The 22,688-nt window shown below is 37.9% G+C and carries 27 protein-coding genes; 26 read left to right on the forward strand and 1 reads right to left on the reverse strand.

The window, feature by feature from the left end:
- Positions 1-5: 5 nt before the first annotated feature.
- Positions 6-545 (forward strand): ReoY family proteolytic degradation factor, encoded by a 540-nt coding sequence (locus tag AB1I62_RS07310; RefSeq protein ID WP_002361802.1) that lies wholly within the window; start codon positions 6-8, stop codon positions 543-545.
- Positions 546-582: 37 nt separating this feature from the next.
- Here AB1I62_RS07310 and AB1I62_RS07315 read toward each other — a convergent pair whose 3' ends face one another.
- The gene (locus AB1I62_RS07315; RefSeq protein ID WP_002357595.1) at positions 583-1,467 is read right to left on the reverse strand and encodes a YitT family protein; all 885 of its coding nucleotides are present in this window, start codon (positions 1,465-1,467) and stop codon (positions 583-585) included.
- A 123-nt stretch (positions 1,468-1,590) separates the two neighbouring features.
- Here AB1I62_RS07315 and AB1I62_RS07320 point away from each other — a divergent pair, with 123 nt between their 5' ends.
- The 25 genes from AB1I62_RS07320 (at position 1,591) to AB1I62_RS07440 (ending at position 22,545) form a co-directional block, all read left to right on the forward strand.
- Positions 1,591-1,941, forward strand: a complete 351-nt coding sequence (locus tag AB1I62_RS07320) for a nucleotide pyrophosphohydrolase (protein ID WP_002363944.1) — start codon at positions 1,591-1,593, stop codon at positions 1,939-1,941.
- On the forward strand, positions 1,934-2,713 hold the full coding sequence (dapB, locus tag AB1I62_RS07325) for a 4-hydroxy-tetrahydrodipicolinate reductase (RefSeq protein ID WP_048737206.1): 780 nt from the start codon (positions 1,934-1,936) through the stop codon (positions 2,711-2,713). Before AB1I62_RS07320 ends, dapB begins: the two co-directional genes overlap by 8 nt.
- Entirely contained in the window at positions 2,710-3,930 is a 1,221-nt protein-coding gene (locus AB1I62_RS07330) for a CCA tRNA nucleotidyltransferase (protein WP_048737204.1), read from the forward strand. The genes dapB and AB1I62_RS07330 overlap by 4 nt, the downstream gene beginning before the upstream one ends.
- Positions 3,930-4,304, forward strand: coding sequence for a thioesterase family protein (locus tag AB1I62_RS07335; protein WP_048737202.1), 375 nt, complete (start codon positions 3,930-3,932; stop codon positions 4,302-4,304). Before AB1I62_RS07330 ends, AB1I62_RS07335 begins: the two co-directional genes overlap by 1 nt.
- Before the next feature lie 89 nt (positions 4,305-4,393).
- Positions 4,394-4,849, forward strand: a complete 456-nt coding sequence (locus AB1I62_RS07340) for a hypothetical protein (protein ID WP_002357586.1) — start codon at positions 4,394-4,396, stop codon at positions 4,847-4,849.
- Between the two features lie 488 nt (positions 4,850-5,337).
- On the forward strand, positions 5,338-6,204 hold the full coding sequence (gene aroE, locus AB1I62_RS07345; RefSeq protein WP_086317880.1) for a shikimate dehydrogenase: 867 nt from the start codon (positions 5,338-5,340) through the stop codon (positions 6,202-6,204).
- A 36-nt stretch (positions 6,205-6,240) separates the two neighbouring features.
- Positions 6,241-7,266, forward strand: coding sequence for a 3-deoxy-7-phosphoheptulonate synthase (gene aroF, locus AB1I62_RS07350; RefSeq protein WP_002363948.1), 1,026 nt, complete (start codon positions 6,241-6,243; stop codon positions 7,264-7,266).
- 22 nt (positions 7,267-7,288) lie between these two features.
- Entirely contained in the window at positions 7,289-8,365 is a 1,077-nt protein-coding gene (gene aroB / locus AB1I62_RS07355) for a 3-dehydroquinate synthase (RefSeq protein WP_002369401.1), read from the forward strand.
- Between the two features lies 1 nt (position 8,366).
- A complete protein-coding gene (aroC, locus tag AB1I62_RS07360; RefSeq protein WP_002377413.1) occupies positions 8,367-9,533 on the forward strand; it encodes a chorismate synthase in 1,167 nt (388 codons plus the stop codon).
- A gap of 33 nt (positions 9,534-9,566) precedes the next feature.
- Positions 9,567-10,661 carry a prephenate dehydrogenase gene (locus AB1I62_RS07365; protein ID WP_086317882.1) on the forward strand — a complete coding sequence of 365 codons (1,095 nt, stop codon included), beginning with the start codon at positions 9,567-9,569 and terminating at the stop codon, positions 10,659-10,661.
- Positions 10,662-10,667: 6 nt separating this feature from the next.
- A complete protein-coding gene (gene aroA / locus AB1I62_RS07370) occupies positions 10,668-11,954 on the forward strand; it encodes a 3-phosphoshikimate 1-carboxyvinyltransferase (protein WP_104859670.1) in 1,287 nt (428 codons plus the stop codon).
- Between the two features lie 19 nt (positions 11,955-11,973).
- Positions 11,974-12,480 carry a shikimate kinase gene (locus AB1I62_RS07375; protein ID WP_048737197.1) on the forward strand — a complete coding sequence of 169 codons (507 nt, stop codon included), beginning with the start codon at positions 11,974-11,976 and terminating at the stop codon, positions 12,478-12,480.
- A gap of 7 nt (positions 12,481-12,487) precedes the next feature.
- On the forward strand, positions 12,488-13,336 hold the full coding sequence (gene pheA, locus AB1I62_RS07380) for a prephenate dehydratase (RefSeq protein WP_002389216.1): 849 nt from the start codon (positions 12,488-12,490) through the stop codon (positions 13,334-13,336).
- A gap of 143 nt (positions 13,337-13,479) precedes the next feature.
- On the forward strand, positions 13,480-14,652 hold the full coding sequence (locus AB1I62_RS07385) for an LCP family protein (RefSeq protein WP_002365661.1): 1,173 nt from the start codon (positions 13,480-13,482) through the stop codon (positions 14,650-14,652).
- Positions 14,653-14,727: 75 nt separating this feature from the next.
- Positions 14,728-15,576, forward strand: a complete 849-nt coding sequence (locus AB1I62_RS07390; protein ID WP_002382324.1) for a DegV family protein — start codon at positions 14,728-14,730, stop codon at positions 15,574-15,576.
- 193 nt (positions 15,577-15,769) lie between these two features.
- Positions 15,770-15,964 (forward strand): hypothetical protein, encoded by a 195-nt coding sequence (locus AB1I62_RS07395; RefSeq protein ID WP_002357574.1) that lies wholly within the window; start codon positions 15,770-15,772, stop codon positions 15,962-15,964.
- Positions 15,965-15,975: 11 nt separating this feature from the next.
- Complete coding sequence (locus AB1I62_RS07400) at positions 15,976-16,452, forward strand: hypothetical protein (protein ID WP_002357573.1); 477 nt, start codon at positions 15,976-15,978, stop codon at positions 16,450-16,452.
- 77 nt (positions 16,453-16,529) lie between these two features.
- Complete coding sequence (locus tag AB1I62_RS07405) at positions 16,530-16,862, forward strand: ACP phosphodiesterase (RefSeq protein WP_002357572.1); 333 nt, start codon at positions 16,530-16,532, stop codon at positions 16,860-16,862.
- Positions 16,863-16,897: 35 nt separating this feature from the next.
- On the forward strand, positions 16,898-18,952 hold the full coding sequence (locus tag AB1I62_RS07410) for a cation:proton antiporter (protein ID WP_048737195.1): 2,055 nt from the start codon (positions 16,898-16,900) through the stop codon (positions 18,950-18,952).
- 369 nt (positions 18,953-19,321) lie between these two features.
- On the forward strand, positions 19,322-19,615 hold the full coding sequence (locus AB1I62_RS07415; protein WP_033594709.1) for a WXG100 family type VII secretion target: 294 nt from the start codon (positions 19,322-19,324) through the stop codon (positions 19,613-19,615).
- Positions 19,616-19,640: 25 nt separating this feature from the next.
- A complete protein-coding gene (locus AB1I62_RS07420) occupies positions 19,641-19,907 on the forward strand; it encodes a YiaA/YiaB family inner membrane protein (RefSeq protein WP_010828797.1) in 267 nt (88 codons plus the stop codon).
- An 81-nt stretch (positions 19,908-19,988) separates the two neighbouring features.
- A complete protein-coding gene (locus AB1I62_RS07425; RefSeq protein ID WP_048737191.1) occupies positions 19,989-20,243 on the forward strand; it encodes a hypothetical protein in 255 nt (84 codons plus the stop codon).
- Between the two features lie 9 nt (positions 20,244-20,252).
- Positions 20,253-20,615 (forward strand): hypothetical protein, encoded by a 363-nt coding sequence (locus tag AB1I62_RS07430; protein ID WP_048737189.1) that lies wholly within the window; start codon positions 20,253-20,255, stop codon positions 20,613-20,615.
- Positions 20,606-22,201 (forward strand): T7SS effector LXG polymorphic toxin, encoded by a 1,596-nt coding sequence (locus AB1I62_RS07435; RefSeq protein WP_240466833.1) that lies wholly within the window; start codon positions 20,606-20,608, stop codon positions 22,199-22,201. Before AB1I62_RS07430 ends, AB1I62_RS07435 begins: the two co-directional genes overlap by 10 nt.
- Entirely contained in the window at positions 22,198-22,545 is a 348-nt protein-coding gene (locus AB1I62_RS07440; protein WP_048737610.1) for a hypothetical protein, read from the forward strand. The genes AB1I62_RS07435 and AB1I62_RS07440 overlap by 4 nt, the downstream gene beginning before the upstream one ends.
- Positions 22,546-22,688: the final 143 nt, after the last annotated feature.

The raw sequence follows: 22,688 nt of genomic DNA on the forward strand, positions 1-22,688 counted from the left end.
CGACGATGTTTGTTAGTTTATCAGAAAAGAAAAAATTTTTAACTTGGTTAGTGAATACCGTGCCTTTTGGAAGAAGAGAAGTACTGTGGATTTTAAATTACTTATTAACGCACGATGCGATTTTAAATAATGTTCATTTTGTTGAGAACGTAGAGAAAACCGATCGGGGGATTCGTGTGGTAGCGGATGGTTTAGGTAAGGAGCCGTTATTGCTTTTTATCCAAGCACAAGAATTTACAGATCCGGAACAAATTTTTCATGAGATTCGGATGAATTGGCGGAAAGCTCTTTATTTAGAATGTGTATTTCCAGAGGCTTGGCAAACGAGCCAGTATTTATCTGTTTTAGAAGATAATCCGTTTGCGCCATGGAATGAACAAGTGGATCAGGAAGTTGCCAGAGCGATTGATCAATATTTTAAGCAAGAAGAACAAACGCAGCGAATGGCATTAATTAAAGCTCAAATTGATGATGCTTTAGAAACAGGCAACAAAGAAGCGTTTTTAGAATTATCCGATGAACTAAATCGTTTGAAACAACAATAAATAAAACCCAGCATTTATTGAAAATGCTGGGTTTTATTTATTGTTTTAATTTAAAGCGCCGTTGTTTGCTGGGTTTTGCATAAGTAAAGCCTTCGCCAATTGCTTCATGTACGTTAATGATGGACACAAAGGCTTTTTCATCTATTTCATTAGCAATCCGTTTGACTTCCATTATTTCTCGAGGACTGACTACCGTGTAGAGAACCCGTTTTTCCACTTGTGAATAAGCACCTTCACCATTTAAATATGTTACCCCACGTTCTAAAGAAGCCATTAAACTTTGACCGATTTCTTCGGAATGATTGGAAACAATTAAAATTCCTTTCGCAGCATAGGCTCCATCGAGTACAGAATCAACAACACGACTGAAAACAAAAGACACAATTAAAGTATACATCATTCGTTTGACATCAATATAGGTCAACGAGAGGAGTAAGACTGCAACATCAAAAAGTAACAACGAGCGGCCCATGCTAATCCCAAAGTATTTTTCGAAAATGCGGGCAATGACGTCGGTCCCACCAGTGGTTCCGCCTACGCGGTAAACAAGGCCACTACCGAATCCTGCGGCCAAACCAGCTAAGAGAGCAGCAATCAATAAATCATGATCTAAATTAATTTCAACAGGAAATTTTTGCCAAAACCACAAAAATACCGATAACGACACGGTGCCAATTAGCGTATAATAGAGGGAACGTTTGCCTAAAATTTTGCCACCAATTAATAAGAGCGGAATATTGATTAATAATGTCGTATATGCTGGGTTAAAATGAAATAAGGCTCTTAAAATCAAAGTAATCCCCGTGACACCACCTTCGGCTAGATCATTGGCAATATTGAAAGTAACCAAACCAAAGGCATAGATACAGCTTCCTAATACAATAAATAACACATCTTTAAAATAAAATCTTTGTTCTTCCATTTAATCACGTCCTTTTACAGTATAAACTGTATCATTCTCTATATAAAACAACAAGTAGAACCTTTCCAGATAGCCAAGTTTTTGATAAGATGTAGGAGGTAGAGTAAGAAAGGTTGGGGTAAAATGTCAGAATCAGAACAACGTAGTTTGCAATCGATGCAAACAGAAGTTGATGATTATATTCAACAGTTTAAAACAGGCTATTTTTCACCATTAGGACAAATGGCTCGTTTGACGGAAGAGGTCGGAGAATTAGCCCGTGAAGTCAATCATTATTATGGTGAAAAACAGAAAAAAGCAGACGAAAAACCAAAGACAGTATCAGAGGAACTTGGAGATGTCTTTTTTGTATTGATTAGCATGGCAAATTCTTTAGAGATTGATTTAACCGAAGTTTTTGAAGAAAATATGGCCAAATTTAACAAGCGGGATCGCTATCGCTTTGAAAGAAAGGATGGGAAAACACATGATTAAAATAATTGTCGCTGGGTTTAAAGGACGGATGGGCAGTACTGCTACCCAAATGGTCTTAGAAACCGCAGACTTTGAATTAGTAGGTGTGTATGATCCTCATGAAGCACAAGAAACTGTTTCTTTCGATGATGAAACCGCAATTCCCGTTTTTCAGCACTTAGAAGAAGTCCTAGCTGTCAAACCAGATGTTTGGATTGATTTTACGGTTCCTGAAGCCGCCTATCCAAATACGCGTTTTGCGTTGGAACACGGTATGGCGCCTGTTGTTGGGACGACAGGCTTTACGGAGGAACAAATCAACGAATTGACAAACCTATCTCGAAAAAAAGCCATCGGCGGCTTAATTGCGCCAAACTTTGCAATTGGGGCAGTTTTAATGATGCAATTTGCCCAAAAAGCGGCACAGTATTTTCCGGATGTGGAAATCATTGAATTACATCATGATAACAAATTAGATGCACCAAGTGGAACGGCTATAAAAACTGCAGAAATGATTCAAGAAGTTCGGCCAGCAAAAAAACAAGGGAATCCGCAAGAGGTAGAATCAATACCAGGGGCACGCGGGGCTGATTTCGAGGGTCTGCGAATCCATAGTGTCCGCTTACCTGGTTTAGTGGCACACCAACAAGTCCAATTTGGCAGTGTAGGTGAAGGGCTCACTATTCGGCATGATTCTTATGATCGACGTTCATTCATGACAGGAGTGGCGTTAGCTTGTCGGCAAGTGGTACAGAGAACAGAACTACTTTACGGATTGGAACAGATGCTATGAAATTGACAACTATTCCAAACGAATTTAAAGAAGCCGCTCCCGTTATTCGTGAAATCAATGCACAGGGCTTTGAAGCGTATTTTGTCGGGGGCAGTGTCCGTGATGCTTTATTAAATAAACCAATTCATGATGTCGATATTGCGACAAGTGCCTATCCAGAAGAAATCAAGCAAATTTTTAAACGAACCGTTGATGTGGGTATCGAACATGGTACAGTCCTTGTATTGATGGAAGACCAACAGTATGAAGTAACAACCTTTCGTACCGAGTCAACTTATCAAGACTTTCGTCGACCAGATGAAGTCACCTTTGTTCGCTCCTTGAAAGAAGATTTAAAACGGCGAGATTTTACGATTAATGCCTTGGCGCTCGACAGCACAGGTGAAATCATTGATTTATTTGATGGTATCGAAGATTTAACTAATCAAACCATTCGTGCTGTCGGTAATCCCCATGAGAGGTTTCATGAAGATGCTCTGCGAATGATGCGGGGCTTACGCTTTGCTAGCCAATTAGATTTTAAAATTGAAGAAAAAACCTTAGCCGCTATCGCTGAATTTCATCCTTTATTGGAAAAAATTTCAGTAGAACGCATTACAATTGAATTTGTAAAAATGCTTTTAGGGGTTAATCGACAAGGTGGCTTAGCTCCGTTTATTGAAACAGAATGCTATCAATATTGTCCCAAATTACGAGAACAAGGGGCTGGACTTTTTCGTTTAATGAACTTGCCTGCTCGTCAAATTGAAACAGAAGCAGAAGCGTGGACGTTACTTATCCAATCGTTGAATTTACCAGAAGCAGAAATTCGCTCCTTCTTAAAGGCTTGGAAACTTTCAAATCAATTAATTCAAAACGTTTCACAATTAGTACGCGGTTTGCGTTTTCGCTTGAGTAACGACTGGCAGCCAATGATGCTTTATGAATTAGGCGAAGAATCAGCAGTACTTGTTGAAAGGCTTTTATATTATTACCAACAAGAGAGTCAAGTACAAGTAACAAAAGAGTTAGTTAAGGCATTACCCATTCATCAAAGACATGAATTGGCCATCACAGGAAAAGACCTTTTAGCCGTCTTAGAAGAAACACCAGGCAAATGGTTAGGGGAACTGATTGCTGAAATCGAGCAACACGTTGTTGAAGGTAGCTTAGAGAATAAACAAGAAGTTCTGCTTTCGTTTGCCAAAAAACAACGTTCAAAAGGAGAGAAAGCATAATGCCAACAGAAATGTTTACAAAAGAATTCTTGGTGAAAGAATCACAAACGGCTAAAATTCTCGGTTCTGGTGACTTAGAAGTTTTAGGAACTCCTGCTTTAGCTGCCATGATTGAACAAACAGCCAAAGAAGCTGTGAAGGACCAATTATCAGTTGGGGAAACAACTGTCGGAACGGTGTTAGAATTACACCACTTATATCCATCTGCGGTAGGGGCGACAATCGTTGTTACGATGACCAGCATTGAACAGACTGCACACAAAATACGCTATGAATTTGTTGCTTATGAAGGAGAACGACAAATTGCCAAAGGTTCTCACCAACGTGCAGTAGTTGATATTGATTCTTTTTTAAAAAGAATAACAAAATATTAAGAATCTACAGCGAAAGTTTGTGACCGTTTATCAAAAGTATGGTAAACTAATAATGTAAGAAATTATTTTTAAGTAAGGAGATTTGTGCTATGGCTAGAGAAATGACAGGACTTAAATTTTATTTCAGAAATGGTGAAACTTGGACGATTGATCGTCGTTTTATTGGTGATTTATGGATCAAACATATTACAACAAGTTTTGGCCGTATCCATGGTAGTGAATTTGTTGAAATTCATCCATGTGAAGGGTTCAAAATTGAAATTTTCCAAGAAGGAGATCATGTTCAAACCCACGATATTAACTTAGGTGGCTTAGAATTAGGGATGTTCTCTCGTGCTTTAAAATATGAAGATATCGAACGTATGGAAATTCTTTACAAAAATGGCACACCAGATTTAGTTTATTTCCCTTACAAAGATAAAACAGATGAGGGCTTGGATAACATCTATCAATCTACAAAAGTCAGCGAAAAAACTAAAAACTTATACATTGTTATCGATCCAACACAAACAGTTGATGATGTATACGCTGAAGAATTAAAATAATTTTTGCTCCACAGGAATCAGTGAAATGACTGGTTCCTGTGGCTTTTTTGAGCCTTTTGACAAATAAAATAACATTGGTTTTAATGAAATAGTCAAAAAAATAAGGGAATAAGTGTTGACACATGTTTTTTCTAGCGGTATACTGTTAACAATTCTTAATTAAATCAGTTTTGGAGTGATTCTTATGACAACAACGAAGAAAAACCATACACAACTGAATAACTTTTACTTTAGCTATTTTAGATAGGTTTGTATTCATAACATTATGGGTACAGACAACAAACGTTTGTATCTATAATGGCTAGGGAAATTTAAGATGACTTTCAGCCATGTAGATTTAAGAAAATCTATAGTGGCTTTTATATTGCTTTTTTGTAGGGTATTCACTGTAGATTTTTCTTAAAATTTACTGTGAATATCCTTTTTGTTTGGCCAAAAATTAGGATTTCAGAAACTTACTAAAAAAATTTCGTAAAGGAGCACACAGGATGAAAGAAATAACTGGATCTACTCGTTTAGCTGGGCTATTCGCGAAACCCAGCCGACACAGTATTTCACCGTTGATTCATAATACAGCATTTCAAAATTTAGGAGTTGATGCTCGGTATCTGGCGTTTGACGTTGGACAAGAGACACTGCCACAAGCAATTGAAGCGATTCGAACGTTTCACATGTTAGGGGCCAACTTATCAATGCCCAATAAAGTGGCGGCTGTAAGTTATATGGATGAACTAAGTCCTACCGCTCAACTGGTTGGCGCAATTAATACGATTGTCAACAAAGATGGAAAACTTTACGGAGACAGCACGGATGGTACTGGTTTTATGTGGAGTTTGAAAGAGAAAAAGGTTGACGTTTTTCAGAATAAAATGACCATCTTAGGAACAGGTGGTGCAGCCTTATCAATCATTGCCCAAGCTGCTTTAGATGGCGTGAAAGAAATCGCCGTTTACAACAGGAAAAGCGCGGGGTTTAACGACAGTCAAAAAAAACTGGCAAATTTCACTGAACGAACCAACTGTGTAATTCATTTAAACGATTTAGCGGATACTGAAAAACTAGCAAAAGATGTTGCTGAAAGCGTCTTGTTAGTTAATGCAACGAGTGTGGGTATGCATCCACATGCGCATAGTAGTCCTATAGAAAATTATGCAATGATTCAACCGAAGTTATTTGTGTATGATGCTATTTATAATCCCAGAGAAACACAGTTATTAAAAGAAGCCCGTTTACGTGGCGCAGAAACAAGCAACGGCTTGGACATGCTACTTTATCAAGGAGCTGCTGCTTTTGAACAATGGACAGGACAAAAAATGCCTGTATCAGTCGTAAAACGTAAAATTGAAAATAGATAAAAAGAGCGCCGTTTAAAGGCATGAGGAGAGAATATAATGATCGTAATTATGAAAGAAAATGCAACCGAAAAGCAAATGAAACAAGTCATTGATTTAGTAACAGGTGCAGGCTTAACTACTCAAACAAGTCAAGATAATGGAAAAACAGTGATAGGCTTGATTGGTGATACAGAAAAATTAGTTGAAGCAGAGTTAACAGCATTAGAAGGCGTGGAGAAAAGTGTCCGCATTTCGTTGTCTTACAAACTAACGAGTCGTTTATTTCATCCAGAGAATACAGTGGTTGATGTGAACGGTGTTAAAATCGGTGACGGCAGTATGACCATGATGGCGGGCCCTTGTTCAATCGAAAGCTTAGATCAGATTCGTGAATGTGCGCGAATTGCTAAAGCTGGCGGTGCAACAATTTTACGAGGTGGTGCATTCAAACCTAGAACGTCGCCATACGCTTTCCAAGGGCTAGAAGAAGAAGGACTAAAATACATTCGCCAAGCGGCTGATGAATTAGATATGCAAGTCATTACAGAAGTGATGGATGAAGCGAATTTAGAACTTGTCGCAAAATACAGTGACATTTTACAAATCGGTGCGCGCAACATGCAAAATTTCAAGTTATTACAAGCGGTTGGTAAAACTGGAAAACCTATTGGCTTAAAACGCGGGATTGCCGGTACGATTGATGAATGGCTAAACGCAGCTGAATACATTGCTGCGCAAGGGAATTTCAATGTGATCTTCATTGAACGTGGGATTCGTACGTACGAAACCGCTACGCGCAATACACTTGATTTAAGTGCGGTGCCTTTAATTAAAAAATTAAGTCATTTTCCAATTATTGTTGATCCGAGTCATGGTGTTGGTATCTGGGATTTAGTACCGCCAATGGCCCGAGCAGGTGTTGCTTCAGGTGCGGACGGCTTGATTGTAGAAATTCACCCAGATCCAGCGAATGCGTGGTCAGATGGGCCACAATCCTTGAATGAAAAAACTTACCTACGTATGATGAAAGAAGTTCATATCATCGAAAAAGCAATGAAAGAAATTAATGCTTTAGAAGATTAGTAAAGACAGAGGAGTAGAGGACATGAAATTAACCGTAACGTTACCTACACATTCATATGATTTAACCATCGAAACAGGTGCCTTAGATAAAATTGGCACCTGGGTACGTAGCCTGTGGCAGCCACAACGGGTAGCGATTATTACCGATGAAACGGTGAATAAATTATATGGCGCAGCTGTTGAGAAAGAATTGCAAGCTGCTGGTTTTGAAACATCATTGATTGCTGTAGCGGCAGGTGAACAAAGTAAGAGCCTCGAAACAGCTCAGCTACTTTATGATTTTTTAGCGGAACAGCAATTGACTCGAAGTGATGGTCTAATTGCTCTAGGTGGAGGCGTTGTGGGAGATCTAGCTGGATTTGTCGCTTCAACCTATATGCGCGGTATTCACTTTTTGCAAGTACCAACAACCTTACTGGCACAAGTAGATAGTAGCATTGGAGGTAAAACAGCGGTTAACACTAAAAAAGCCAAAAATCTTGTCGGTACTTTTGCCCAACCAGATGGGGTTTTAATTGATCCTAATACACTTAAAACATTAGAACCTAGACGTGTTCGTGAAGGAATTGCAGAAATTGTAAAATCAGCAGCTATCGCTGATGTTGAATTGTGGCACCGTTTATCCTCTTTGGAAAATGAACAAGATTTAGTCGCACATGCAGAAGAAATTATCACGGCCTGTTGCAAGATTAAACGTGATGTCGTCGAAGAAGATGAATTAGATTTGGGCTTACGTTTGATTCTGAATTTTGGGCATACGATTGGCCACGCATTAGAAAATACAGCTGGTTACGGGGTGATTGCTCACGGTGAAGGCGTTTCTTTAGGAATGATTCAAATAACTCAAGTCGCAGAACAACGAGGACTTTCCCCACTTGGGACTACCCAAGAGTTGGTCACCATGCTAGAAAAGTTCGATTTACCAGTAACGACAGATCGTTGGCCAGAAGAACGTCTCTATCAAGCAATTACACATGATAAAAAAACACGTGGGGGACAGATTAAAATCATTGTCTTAGAAAAAATTGGTCAAGCGAAAATTGTCTCTTTACCAACGGAAGAAATTCGAGCATTTTTAAACAGAGAAGGAGGAATTTAAGATGCGCTTTATTACAGCAGGCGAATCACATGGACCTGAATTAACTGCTATTATTGAAGGCTTACCAGCCGGCTTGCCTTTAAGTAGCGAAGAGATTAACCGAGAATTAGCAAGACGTCAAGGCGGTTACGGTCGTGGGGGACGGATGAAAATTGAAAAAGACCAAGTACGTATTACTTCGGGTATTCGGCATGGTAAAACACTTGGCTCACCAGTAACGTTGATTGTCGAAAACAAAGACTGGAAAAATTGGACCTCCGTGATGTCAGTAGAGCCGGTTCCTGAAAAACAAAAGAAAATCCGCCGCGTCAGCAAACCACGTCCAGGACATGCTGATTTAGTTGGTGGCATGAAATATCAACATGATGATTTACGGAATGTTTTAGAACGTTCTTCGGCACGAGAAACAACGATGCGTGTGGCGATTGGTGCGGTTGCTAAAAAACTCTTAGCTGAACTGGATATCCAAGTCGCTGGGCATGTCGCGGTATTAGGCGGGATTGAAGCTACGATTCCTGAAAATTTAACGATTCGTGAAATTCAAGAACGATCTGAACAATCTGCCGTTCGCGTATTAGATCCTTCCGTAGAAGAAAAAATGAAAGAACTAATTGACCAAACCAAGAAAAATGGCGATACAATTGGTGGGGTAGTAGAAGTACTTGTGGGTGGCGTTCCAGCTGGCTTAGGTAGCTATGTTCAATGGGATCGTAAACTAGATGCCAAAATTGCGCAAGCTGTTGTAAGCATCAATGCTTTTAAAGGTGCTGAGTTTGGCATTGGATTTGAAATGGCGCAACGCCCTGGTAGTCAAGTGATGGACGAGATTGTTTGGGACGAAAATACAGGCTATACCAGAACTTCCAACAATTTAGGCGGTTTTGAAGGAGGAATGACCAACGGAATGCCAATCATCGTTCGTGGTGTCATGAAACCTATTCCAACCCTTTATAAACCATTACAAAGCGTTAATATTGATACAAAAGAGCCTTATAAGGCCAGCGTTGAGCGCTCTGATAGCACGGCAGTACCGGCCGCTAGCGTTGTTTGTGAAGCCGTTGTTGCAACGGAAGTAGCGAAGGCTATGCTCGAAAAATTTGATAGTGACTCATTTGAACAAATGAAAGAAGCAGTGAAACGTTATCGTCTATATACTCAAAACTTTTAATGGAAGAAAGTCGCAAGTATATGGAGGGAAAAAATGAAGAAACGTATTTTAATCGTAGGATTAGGGCTAATCGGGAGTTCACTGGCTTTGTGTATCAAAAAAGGGCATCCAAACAGTGAGATTATCGGTTTTGATAATCAAGCGGAGTCAACTGAATTTGCTAAGAAAACGGGTCTAATTGATGAGATAGCTGAATCTTTAACAAGTGGGGCAAGACGAGCAGAGATTATTTTTCTTTGTTCCCCAGTTAAAGCAACTTTAGTACAACTAGAAGAATTAAACCAATTATCACCAGAAACTGCTCTGATCACAGATGTGGGTAGTACCAAGGTGGAAATTAATCAGTTAGCAACAAAGCTTAAAATGAAAAATTTTATTGGTGGTCATCCAATGGCTGGTTCACATAAATCCGGCGTAACAGCCGCTGATGAACGTTTGTTTGAAAATGCCTACTATATTTTTACCGATGACCATGGCGAAAAAAACAAACAGATTCAGGAGTTACAAACGTTACTAAAAGGAACGCATGCGAAGTTTATTACGATGTCTGCACAGGAACATGATGAAATTACTGGTGCTCTAAGTCACTTGCCACATATTGTTGCCGCAGCTTTAGTGAACGAAAGTCAGCAACTGAATACCACTTACCCTAGAGCACAGCAGCTAGCGGCTGGAGGATTTAGAGATATTACTCGAATTGCTTCCTCTGATGCAACGATGTGGACGGATATTTTATTAAGCAATCGCTTAGTATTATTGGACTTACTAGAAAATTGGCAAAAAGAGATGACTACTGTTTGCCAATGGTTAACAGAAAAAAATGCCCCAGCTATTCGTAATTTTTTTGATAAGGCCAAAGAAACACGTGCTCAGTTGCCCATTCATAAAGAAGGCGCAATCCCAGCTTTCTATGATCTGTTTGTTGATGTACCAGATCAACCAGGAATCATTGCTGAAATTACGCAAATTTTAGGCGAAGCGGACCTTTCTCTTACAAATATTAAAATTTTAGAAACGAGAGAAGAAATCTATGGGATTCTTCAATTGTCTTTTAAAAATCAACCAGACTGCCAAGCTGCAAAACAAATTTTATCTAAAAAAACGAACTATACGTGTTATGAAAAATAAGAGGTGATGAGGGTGCAACTACGTACAAATGTGAAACATTTACAAGGGACTCTGATGGTTCCTAGCGACAAATCGATTTCCCATAGAAGTATTATGTTTGGAGCGATTTCTTCTGGAAAAACGACGATTACAAACTTTCTAAGAGGCGAAGATTGTTTAAGTACCTTAGCGGCGTTTCGTTCTTTGGGTGTGAACATTGAAGATGACGGGACGACAATCACCGTTGAGGGGCAAGGATTTGCAGGTTTAAAAAAGGCGAGGAATACAATTGATGTTGAAAATTCAGGTACAACAATTCGTCTGATGCTGGGCATTTTAGCTGGCTGTCCCTTTGAAACGCGCCTAGCTGGTGATGCGTCTATTGCCAAACGACCGATGAATCGTGTGATGCTTCCTTTAAACCAAATGGGAGCGGAATGTCAAGGGGTTCAGCAAACGGAGTTTCCGCCAATTTCTATTCGCGGGACTCAAAATTTGCAACCGATTGACTACACAATGCCTGTTGCGAGTGCTCAAGTGAAATCGGCTATTTTATTCGCCGCTTTGCAAGCCAAGGGCACTTCTGTAGTGGTTGAGAAAGAAAAGACACGTGATCATACAGAAGAGATGATTCGACAATTTGGTGGGACGCTTGAAGTAGACGGTAAAAAAATTATGTTAACTGGACCGCAACAATTAACAGGTCAAAATGTGGTAGTTCCTGGCGATATCTCTTCTGCAGCTTTCTTTTTAGTTGCGGGTTTAGTAGTCCCAGATAGCGAGATACTTCTGAAAAATGTTGGCTTAAATCAAACGCGGACAGGTATTTTAGATGTGATTAAAAACATGGGTGGTTCCGTCACTATTTTAAATGAAGATGAGGCCAATCACTCTGGCGATTTACTTGTAAAAACGAGTCAATTGACAGCTACAGAGATTGGTGGCGCTATTATCCCACGTTTAATTGATGAGTTACCGATTATTGCTTTGTTAGCTACTCAGGCTACTGGCACGACAATCATTCGAGATGCAGAAGAATTGAAAGTCAAAGAAACCAATCGGATTGATGCAGTAGCGAAAGAATTAACAATTTTAGGCGCCGACATCACGCCTACTGATGATGGCTTAATTATACATGGACCAACTTCTTTACATGGTGGAAGAGTTACCAGTTATGGGGATCATCGTATCGGGATGATGTTACAAATTGCTGCATTACTTGTAAAAGAAGGCACTGTTGAATTAGATAAGGCTGAAGCAGTTTCAGTTTCTTATCCAGCATTTTTTGACGACTTAGAACGTTTAAGTTGTTAACGAAGGAGGATAACGAACCATGGAAAGCATTGTTTTAATTGGTTTCATGGGTGCGGGTAAAACAACTATCGGCCAAAGTTTGGCCAATAAACTAAAGATGCCTCATCTTGATTTAGATACAGCGTTAATTGAAAAAATAGGACGCTCAATTCCTGACTATTTCGAAAAATATGGTGAAGCAGCTTTCCGAGAACAGGAAACCCAACTTTTAAAGGAGCTGTCAAAAAATACAGCCGTCCTTTCAACTGGGGGCGGGATTGTTGTCGGACCAGAAAATCGTAGCTTATTAAAATCTTTTCAGCAAGTGGTTTATTTACATGCGACACCAGAAGAGCTGTTAAAAAGAATCAAAGAAGATACTGAAAACCAACGACCCTTAGCTATAGAACGTTCTTCAAAAGAAATCATTACTTTATTTGAGTCTCGTAAAAATTTTTATGAAGAATGTGCGAAGATGACAATTGATACGACCAATCGCTCGCCAGAAGAAATTATCAATGAAATTCTGCAACAATTAAAGGAGTAGAGAAACGATGAAAGTTGGTTATTTAGGTCCGATTGGTTCCTTTACGTACAGTGCAACGTTGGCTGCTTTTCCTGATGCTACGTTGATACCGTACGCATCGATTCCAGCTTGCTTGAAAGCAATTGAACAGCAAGAAGTGGCATGTAGTATTATCCCAATAGAAAACACGATTGAAGGAACTGTTAACGCATCGATAGATTATTTGTATCATCAAGCGCAGTTACCTGTCCAAGCAGAGTTAGTTTTACCGATTCAACAACAATTAATGGTGGCAAAAGAGAATCAATCGATCTGGCAACAAAGTCAGAAAATTTTATCACATCCGCAAGCATTAGCTCAATCGCAGATGTTTCTAGAGAAAAACTTTCCAGAAGCGATTTTAGAAGCAACGCCTTCAACAGCTTACGCCGCCAAATACATTGCAGAACATCCAGAATTACCTTTTGCAGCTATTGCACCAAAACTTTCTGCGGAAATGTATGATTTGACCATTGTTGAAAAAAATATACAAGATTTATCGGTAAATCAAACCCGATTTTGGGTTCTTGGTTCTGAAAATTTAGCGATTTCTTTCCCGCTATCTGAGAAAAAAATAACGCTGGCGATTACGATGCCAAGTAATGTTCCTGGCTCTTTACACAAAGCATTAAGCGTGTTTAGTTGGCGAGGGATTAATCTTAGCAAAATAGAATCGCGGCCGTTGAAAACAAAGCTAGGAGAGTACTTCTTTTTAATGGACTTAGTGAATGATCAACCAGAAAAATTAATTGAAGCAGCCTTAACAGAACTGGAACTCATTGGCGCAGAAATAAAAATTTTAGGGGATTACCCGATCTATGTTTTGTCCACACTTTAAAGAGTTAAAAATGAAAATGAAGCTTACTTATTAGATAAAGTGAGTTTCATTTTTTATTAAATTACATATTTGTAATAGGAATTTCCTGCGAAATGAGGTATCCTAAGAAAGGTGATAAAACACAGAGGTAAAGGAGTGACACGATGAGTCGTGTAGATCGTTATAAACATATTCATGAAAAATCGAGACCAGCAGAGCATAAAAAGACCTTTAATCCCCGAAAATCAATGGGTGAACATAGAGAAGAAGAACCAGAAGAACTAGCTGAAAGCCTTCAAGAGCCAGTTTACGAAGACAGCTATACTGAGGACAGTCGCAGAAGTGAGAGGCGACATCAAACAGATTCAGGTGGTGGCAACGGTTCTGACCAACCACCCCGCGGAAAAAAAGACAAGAAACCAAAAAAGAAACGTAAAAAATCAAAAACAAAACGCTTTTTCAAATGGCTAGTGATCCTATTGATTCTGTTATTTGCCTATAGTACAGTCATGTTTTTAAAAGGAAAATCTGCAGCAGAACATGATGACTCGTTGCCTCAAGAAAAAGTAGAAACATTTAATGGTGTCAAAAGTAGCAACGGGGCTAAGAATATTTTAATTCTTGGCAGCGATACACGTGGGGAAGATGCTGGACGAGCCGACACAATAATGGTTCTCCAACTAAATGGACCATCAAAAAAACCGAAATTAATTTCATTTATGCGTGATACATTCGTGGACATTCCTGGTGTCGGGCCGAATAAAATTAATGCCGCATACGCTTATGGCGGTGCTGAATTGGTTCGTGAAACGTTAAAACAAAACTTTAATTTAGATACGAAATATTATGCTAAGGTAGATTTCCAATCATTTGAAAAAATTGTTGACTCTATGTTTCCAAAAGGTGTCAAAATCGATGCAGAAAAATCACTGAATTTAGATGGCGTTGATATTGAAAAAGGGCAACAGGTCATGGATGGACATGTCTTACTTCAATACGCTCGCTTTAGGATGGATGAAGAAGGCGACTTTGGTCGGGTTCGTCGCCAACAACAAGTTATGTCAGCTGTAATGAGCCAAATGAAAAACCCAATGACTTTATTAAGAACCCCAGAATCACTTGGGAAATTAGTCGGCTATATGTCGACAGATGTGCCTGTTAGTTTCATGTTAACGAACGGACCATCATTGTTGATTAAAGGAAAAGCAGGGGTTGAGTCATTATCGGTTCCGGTACCAGATTCTTGGAATTTTGGTGAATCCTCTTATGCAGGCAGTATTTTAGAAGTAGATGAACAAAAAAATGCTGACGCCATCGAAAAATTCCTGAACGAATAAGGAAAGCATTTTAAAATATCCTTTTTTATGCTATATTAGAAACAACGTGGAAAATTAGTGAAACGAGGTTACAAAATGAAAATTGCTATTGTGACAGATAGTACAGCTTATTTACCCGAGCGCATTAAAGATCATCCGAATCTTTTTGTAATTCCCATCCCAGTCATTTTAGATGGAAAAATATACAACGAAGGCATTGACATTGAAGCAGATGAATATTATGCATTGCTAAATAATAGTAAAGAATTTCCGACGACTTCACAACCTGCTTTAGGAGAAGTGTTAGAGCTTTACAAATCAATCGCTGAACAAGGGTACGACACCATCATCAGCATTCATCTTTCTTCAGGAATCTCTGGTTTTGTTCATACATTGCACGGACTTACTGATGAAATCCCAGGCGTTGCTTTGTATCCATATGACTCAAAAATTACAAGTATGCCAATGGGACACATGGTAGAAGCTGCTTTAGATTTAACAGAAGAAAAAGCCAGCTTAGAAGAAATTTTTGCCAAATTAGATTTAATTCGTGACAATACGTATGCATATCTAATTGTAGAAGATCTGAACAACTTAGTTCGTGGCGGTCGCTTAACGAATGGCGCAGCCTTGATCGCTGGGCTATTGAAGATTAAACCTATCTTGACTTTTGAAGATGGAAAGATTGTATTATTTGAAAAAATCCGTTCAACAAAGAAAGCTTTTGCTCGTGCAGAAAAGATTATTGGTGAACGAAACGCAGGGATTGAAGCGCCAGTTAAACTGTACGTGATTCATGCCAATAACCGCATCGTTGCTGAAAAAGAACAAGCAAAATTACAAAAGCTATACCCAAATGCAGAAATTGAAATCGGTCATTTTGGTCCAGTTATTGGGACCCACCTAGGGGAAAAAGCAATTGGTTTAGCGATTTCAGCTCAATAATAAAAGATGAGACAAAAGTAAACTACTTCTGTCTCATCTTTTATTCTATTATTTTGTCGTTTGCTGCTGTTACTCAGCCGAATACTTTTTGTTTATAAGAAAATGTAAAATTACTCCTTTTTATTAGAAAATATCTTGCAAATTAAGCAATTCCTTACAAAGTAATGTATACTAAGGAAGAGGAGGCGGTTAAATGAAAAGAAATATAGCCTTGTTGCAAAGCGAAAAAATGAAAAAAGTTCAAGCTTTAGCAAACTACTACCAAGAATCAATTGACTTACCGCCTGGAAAAAACCGTGAGGCGGTTATCAAAAAGATTAACGAATCAAAAAAAGAAATTAAAGAAATAAATGATATATTAACAGATATTCAAAAGAAAAAGAAATAAAGGAGTCGTTTGTGATTATCGATGGATTTACGTTATTGCTATTTTTATTTGTCGTCGTTATGTATGGTTACTTTTACTTCGTACGTAAAAGTATTGTAATTCCGGCTGCAAAACATCCTACAACAAAATATTTAGTTGCTTTTTTTAGTTTAATGATTCTGGCCAATGCATTTTCGGCAGGAGATAAAATTGAAATGATTCGAAGTGTGTTATATATTTTGATTATCTTCAGTTTTCTTTACGATGCAAGAGGTTTTGCGGAGGACTGTATTATTACGCATCCTTTTGACAATCGGGGCACGGCCTTTAAAGATATCGAAAAGATTGTCCTTGTTCAAAAGTCGAACGGTATTCGTTTAGGGTATTTAAAAAAAGGCAGAAGAGGGGTGGTTTTACGCTTTTCTGCGCCACTAGAAGAAATGGTTCTTTTTCTTTCAACACGGATGAATGAAGAGGCAGAAATTGATATTATTGTTAATGAAGATTAACCATGTTCAGCTCCTAGAAATCAGCTTTTCACGCGTTAAGTTTTGTCTGAATTTCTTTTGAAAAAAAGAAAGCAATTTTGCTTGTACTTTTGGTAAAATTTGTTATAATTAGTCAGATTAAATTTTGGAAGGAAGTTGTTTCGGTGAGTGAAGAATTTGAAAAGTGTGTCGCTGACTTGAAAAAGAAATATCAAGCAATCCCTGAAGAAAAACGACAACACTTTGCAGAACGTATGCAAAAGAAAAATTTCTTACGCTACAAAAAGATTGAATTAATTAAAGGAGAACTTCTTCGTTTAGAAGCACGACGCGCTCAATTGGAACTTTGCGAACGCAGTTCTGAGTTAGAAGAAGTCGAAAAGAAAATTATTCTTAAAAAGAAAAAATTACTTAAATGTTTTGATCGGTAAGTCAATAAAAATTTAATATAGAAGGGAATGATAGGATGGAATTTACCTTTCTAATCATTGTTTTTGCACTGTCTATTACCTTCTCAAACATATTCAACCGGATTGTTCCCGTCATTCCGCTGCCAATTGTGCAAATTATTGTAGGCGTTCTAATTGGTTTAACTAAAATGGGGCAGGAAATTGAATTTGAGCCTGAAGTGTTTTTAGTAATGATTATTGCACCGCTTTTATTTAGAGAAGGGGAGCTAATCAATCTGAAAGCAATGATGAAAAATTTCGGGATGATTCTTTTCTTGGCCTTTTTTGGTGTGTTAATTACCTTAGTCGGAGTCGGCTGGACCCTGCATATGATTTTGCCTACTTTACCATTAGCCGCTTGCTTCGCTTTTGGAGCGGCTTTAGGGCCAACGGATGCGGTGGCGGTAGGTTCGTTATCAGGTCGAATTGACATTCCTGAACGTTCGATGAACATTTTATCTGGTGAAGGACTCATTAATGATGCATCAGGCGTTACAGCCTTTCAATTTGCATTAGCGGCTTTATTAACGGGGTCATTTTCGCCGGTGGAAGCGGCAGGGACCTTGGTTATTTCCAGTATTGGTGGAGCGGTAGTCGGAATCGTGTTAGTTCTATTAAAACAGCAAATTGTTCATTTACTTGAAACTGCAGTGGCAAAAGATGTTACAGGCTACTTGTTGATTGAATTACTCTTGCCATTTATTGCTTATTTAATTTCAGAGTTGATTGGCGTTTCTGGAATTATTGCTGCTGTGATTGCTGGAATTATGCAAGCGTCTAGTTTGAAAAAAGTTTCGCTTTTTGAAGCAGAACTGTCAAATGTTGGCGAAAGTATTTGGAGTATGATTGAGTTCACCTTAAATGCCTTAGTTTTCTTATTCTTAGGAATTGAACTTTCTCAAGTGTTTTCGCCAATTTGGATTGACCAACAATATTCAAACTGGTTCCTACTAATGGTTGTTCTAATTATTAGCGCCGTTGTCTTTTTGATTCGTTTCTTAGCCATTTTCAGTGTTTACACGCTTCAACATGGACTTAAGAAAGTTAAAAACGCAATGAATGAAATGCTGATTTTAACTTTTGGCGGTGTTAAAGGAACAGTGAGTTTAGCCACCATCTTTATTTTGCCAACAGCGATTAACGGCGAGCATTTTAAAGAACGACCGTTATTACTATTTATTACGGCTTGTGTTATTTTGGTGACTCTGATTGGCGGGATTCTAGTTTTACCATTTTTAACTGATTCAGAGACGGAAGTGGAAAATGAAGAGTCAATCGAAATTGATTTATTACGTGATGTCATTGATGTCTTAAAACAGCAAAATGAAGAGAATCCTCGTGGTGAAATGAATGCGGTCATTGAAAATTATCAAGATCGTTTAAAAGAATTGTATACCGAGCAGCTAAGTGCAGAACGAAAACAAGAAGTGCAAGAGTTGCGGACGTTAATTGTGTCCATTGAACGAGACGGCTTAGAAGAAAGTCTGAAACAAGGAGAAATTAGTGTCAGAAGTTATCGTATGTATCAACGCTTGATTACACGGATGCAACGGTCGATTGCCAAACAATTATTATCGATTGTAGGCTTTTGGTTATTATTTGCTCGACAAATCATTTCGATTCTTTTACATCCTAAGCTATTTTTCAATCGTGGTGAAGCTTCTGAAGAAGAAAAAGAATTACGAAATGAAGAACTAGAAAATATTCGCCAAGTTTTTCTAAGAAATTCTCAAGTTATTCTGAAGAGTTTAGATAATTTGCGCGGTGTCTATGATGATGATTTAATTGATTTCTTCATTGACGGACGCTTGGATTTAGCCCATAAGTTTGAAAAAGGCGAATTTATTGATTCATATATTGTTCATACGGAGACAGACTATGTCAAAGACCTATTATTAGGCTTCCAAGAAGAACGACGGATGATTGATCATTACGAACAATCTGAACGCATTTCAATTATCGAAGCGAACGAGTTACGAAAAAATGTCAATTTATTAGAGAGTTATTCGATTAGCGGCGAAATGAATAACGTTCCGCTGAAACGATTTGTTAAAAATTTTAATAAAGAATAAGTAATAGTGTATGAGAAGAGTTGATATCTCCTTCAAAATTTAAAAATCCTATAACTAAATTTTAAGTACAGACTAAAAACCACCGTAAAATTTTTTATTTTAAAGAATTTTTACGGTGGTTTTTTCTTTATAATAATTATACATTTAATTAAAAATAATAACAAAATCCATTGATAGATATAATTTTTAATAAAATAAATATTTTAATGATTATTCGCAACGTTTGTTTATATTTCTTGATATATGCCTAAAACGTTATTTAATAACAATTTTTAATATTTCGTTAAAAAAACCTTTATTTATGTGGTGTTTGTGTGTACAATTTAATTATTGTAATAATAAATATACGATTAAAAAGGAGTGGTGAAAATGGTAGGGACAGTTGCGGTAACTCCAGAACAACTTAAGAGTCAAGCTAAAGTTTACGCACAAGCCTCGAATCAAATTAACAATGCAATTCGCAAAGTTAATTCAATGAATCAACAAATTTCGCAACAATGGAAAGGCGAAGCATTTCAAGCGTACTTGGAACAATATAATCAATTAGAGGGTAACGTGAAAAAAATGGAAGAATTACTTATTAGCATCAATCAACAATTGAACAAATACGCTGATACTGTCGCACAACGAGATCAACAGGATGCACATTCATTTGGTTTTTAAATAATTATAGTTGTTGGAGGGGAAAATGAATAATCATTTAAAGAAAAAAGCTTATCGAAACACACCAGCTTTTGTGATGTTAGCATGGGGTTCGTTTCTGTTCTTTGTGGTATTAATTTTGGTGGGACTTTATACATTAAAGGAGCCTTTAATGGTAAAGGGATATTATTTAATGGGATCGGTAGGGTTAATTTCTTCTTCATTCACTTTATCTAAAGTCATTAGAGATAATCAAGAAGATGAAGAAAGATATAATCAGATGTTTCGAGCACATGAAGAATCAGAAGAGTAAGAAATTTCTTCTGATTTTTAATGAATTGAAAGGGCATTCTTTTGAATGCTCTTTTTATATAATAATTAAAGGAGGAAGTTGATGGTAAAAATCGCATCCAATCAAGGCACTGCCCAAAAGGCAATTGCCGGGATTAAGAATGTATCTGTGAATAAAAATCAAATATGTCATTTAGGAGAAAGCAATATTTCAAGCATGAAAAAAGGGGTTAAAGTCAGTAATCAATTGCTCAATCAATTAGCAAAAGTAGTCAATGGTGTCAACGCACAAGCCAATAAATTCCCCAAATTAGCGGCAACGATGGCGGCTAGAGATAGCCAAACAACGTTTAAATAAGGAGAAACGATGGAAAAGGATACGAATGAAAAATTAAGAAGGAACTACGCGGAACAGATTGTCGAAAAAGAACGAGCAATGGATCAATTGTCGAAGGAAAAGAAGCAAATCCAAACCATTTTTGGTACACTAGAGTCTGAACTAACTAGAAATTTTCGCGAACTTGAGCAACTCAACGCAGAAGTGATTCATAAAGGCGGTAAGCCGACGCGTTGGGAGCAAGAGGAGCTCTCTGGAAAACAACGCTATTTAAGGGGCTTTTTACAACAACAGACACATGAATTAAGTCAAAGATACACAAAAGCAACCGCACAATCGAATGAAGAACGACTACAGCTCCAAAGAGAAAGGAGTCGGTTGTCATGGGATTAATCTACTCCAGTAGCGATTCTTCAGCAATGATGCGCGCGCTGTCCAGCAACCTAGCAGTTGCCCGAACAACCACCAGTGAGCTAACAGCAGGTTGTCAGCAACTAATCGCAGCTATCGACGGTCATACATTGTCTGGTGCTGCCTATAATGCGGGAAAAGGGCTATTTTCAGAATTAGTGATTCCGACGATTCATCGAATGACTGCCGCCGTTGATAATGTCCAAAGTGATTTGGCCAAATACAGCGCTGCGGATGCGTTTATTGCCAGTGAAGGTTTTTTAGATGAAGACAAACTCAAATTAAAAATAAAAATCATGAAAGCCAACCAACAATTATTGCACGATTCTGCTAGGGAAGTCGCCATGCTAGCCCATAGTCATCCGATTCCAGGAATTTATGAACTCTTACAAAATGCCCAACGGACCTTTATTAAGATGGCAGAAAGCATGCAACAAGACATTGATAAGCTCCACAAGCAAATACAAAAGCTCAATGAGTTTGACCGACAAACCAAAAACCTGTTCGCCACTAGCTTAGAAGAAATGCAGTTGGCGACGCAAGGGATCTTAGTCCTGAATGAAACAACTGTCAAAAACAACGGTCTCTACACCCTGCCAAGTGGTGTTGATAAAAGTTACTTCACGGAAATCAAAAAAGATACTAAAAATGAAGTGACTGACAAACAGCTGTTAGCGGGTTGCACCATTCTTTATGTTCATGATAAAAAGAACGGTTTCAATTATTACATGCTAGAAAAGGACGGCTATTCCTACCGAATAGACGAGAAAAAACTATCAGGAAACTTGGCTTCTCTAATAAAAAAATATGACTTAGATGTAGTAGAATTGACGCCAAAGGAACTGACTATCTGGGTCAATAACCAACAGAAAAAAGGTTATAATTACTTTGAAAAAGATGACAGAGTTTTAGGATTAGGTCTCCTGTCAAAAGGTCAAGGAGTCATGGATGAAATCCAAGAGTCAGGTGTGTGGGATTCCCTGTGGATGTTAGGCTTAAGTACCGCAGTAATCCGAAGTACCCAGACATTTTCAAAAGAAACTGGTAGCACGGGTAATGTCTTAAAAGGAAGTAAGAATGGACAGGCTTATACGCTTGATAGGAATAAGAGTGCTGGAACGGTACCATATAAGAAAGCTAGTGGGGCTAACCCACCTGAAACTGATTTTGGCGTAAAAAATTCTGTATCAGGAAAAGATTGGAATAATTATTTTAAAGATAAGTATGGTGTTGGAAATGTTAAATGGAAAAATCCAGTTAATTCAGTAGATAATATAATAAATACACCTAGTTCTTTGGCTAATGTTAATCCTACAGATATTGTTGAATTTGTAGAGAAAGAGGGGTGGACCGCAACTCCTTTGAAAAAAGGTGGAAATGCGGGTATTCCTTTTGAACAAGGTGGGGGATTTAGTATGAATCCTCCTGCAGGATCTAGTGGAAGCTCAAGATATATTCAATATCACCCTGGAGGTGGTCATCATGGAGATTTACCATATTACAAAGTATCTTCTCCAGAATATGGAATTACTAGAATTTATATGAATGGAAAGGTTGTGAAAGAATGACTGAAGACGTAGAAAAATTGACAATGTTATATGGTAGAGTTATCGAAAATCTTCAAGAATTTTCAATGCCTGCAGAAGAACAAATCAAAAAATTAAAAGGTTTTACAGTTGCTGATGAAATAGCTTCAGATTTTTCAGATATTACATTAAATTATGCAAAAGAATTATTTGAAAATAATTGGATAACTTTAGAACAGTATCAGCAATTTTTAGATATTGATGAAAAATTAGATGATATGAGTAAGAATAAAGCGCTTTGGTGTGAAGAAGCACTCAAAAATGCTAGTGAATGGAAAAAATGTAGGGAAGTTGGTGCAGAGTTGTTAATATCCTTGGGATATTAACAAAATCTAGGTTTTAGTGTATAGAAAATCCATAGACAAAAAAGGCACTTTATCACAAGACTGGTAATCAAGTGATAAAGTCTTGACTAGTAAGGATTAACTTATTAACCAAATTGTCAATAACTAACAAAAGCTAACTGTAT

This window comes from Enterococcus sp. AN402, assembly GCF_040719405.1.
Classification (GTDB): domain Bacteria; phylum Bacillota; class Bacilli; order Lactobacillales; family Enterococcaceae; genus Enterococcus; species Enterococcus faecalis.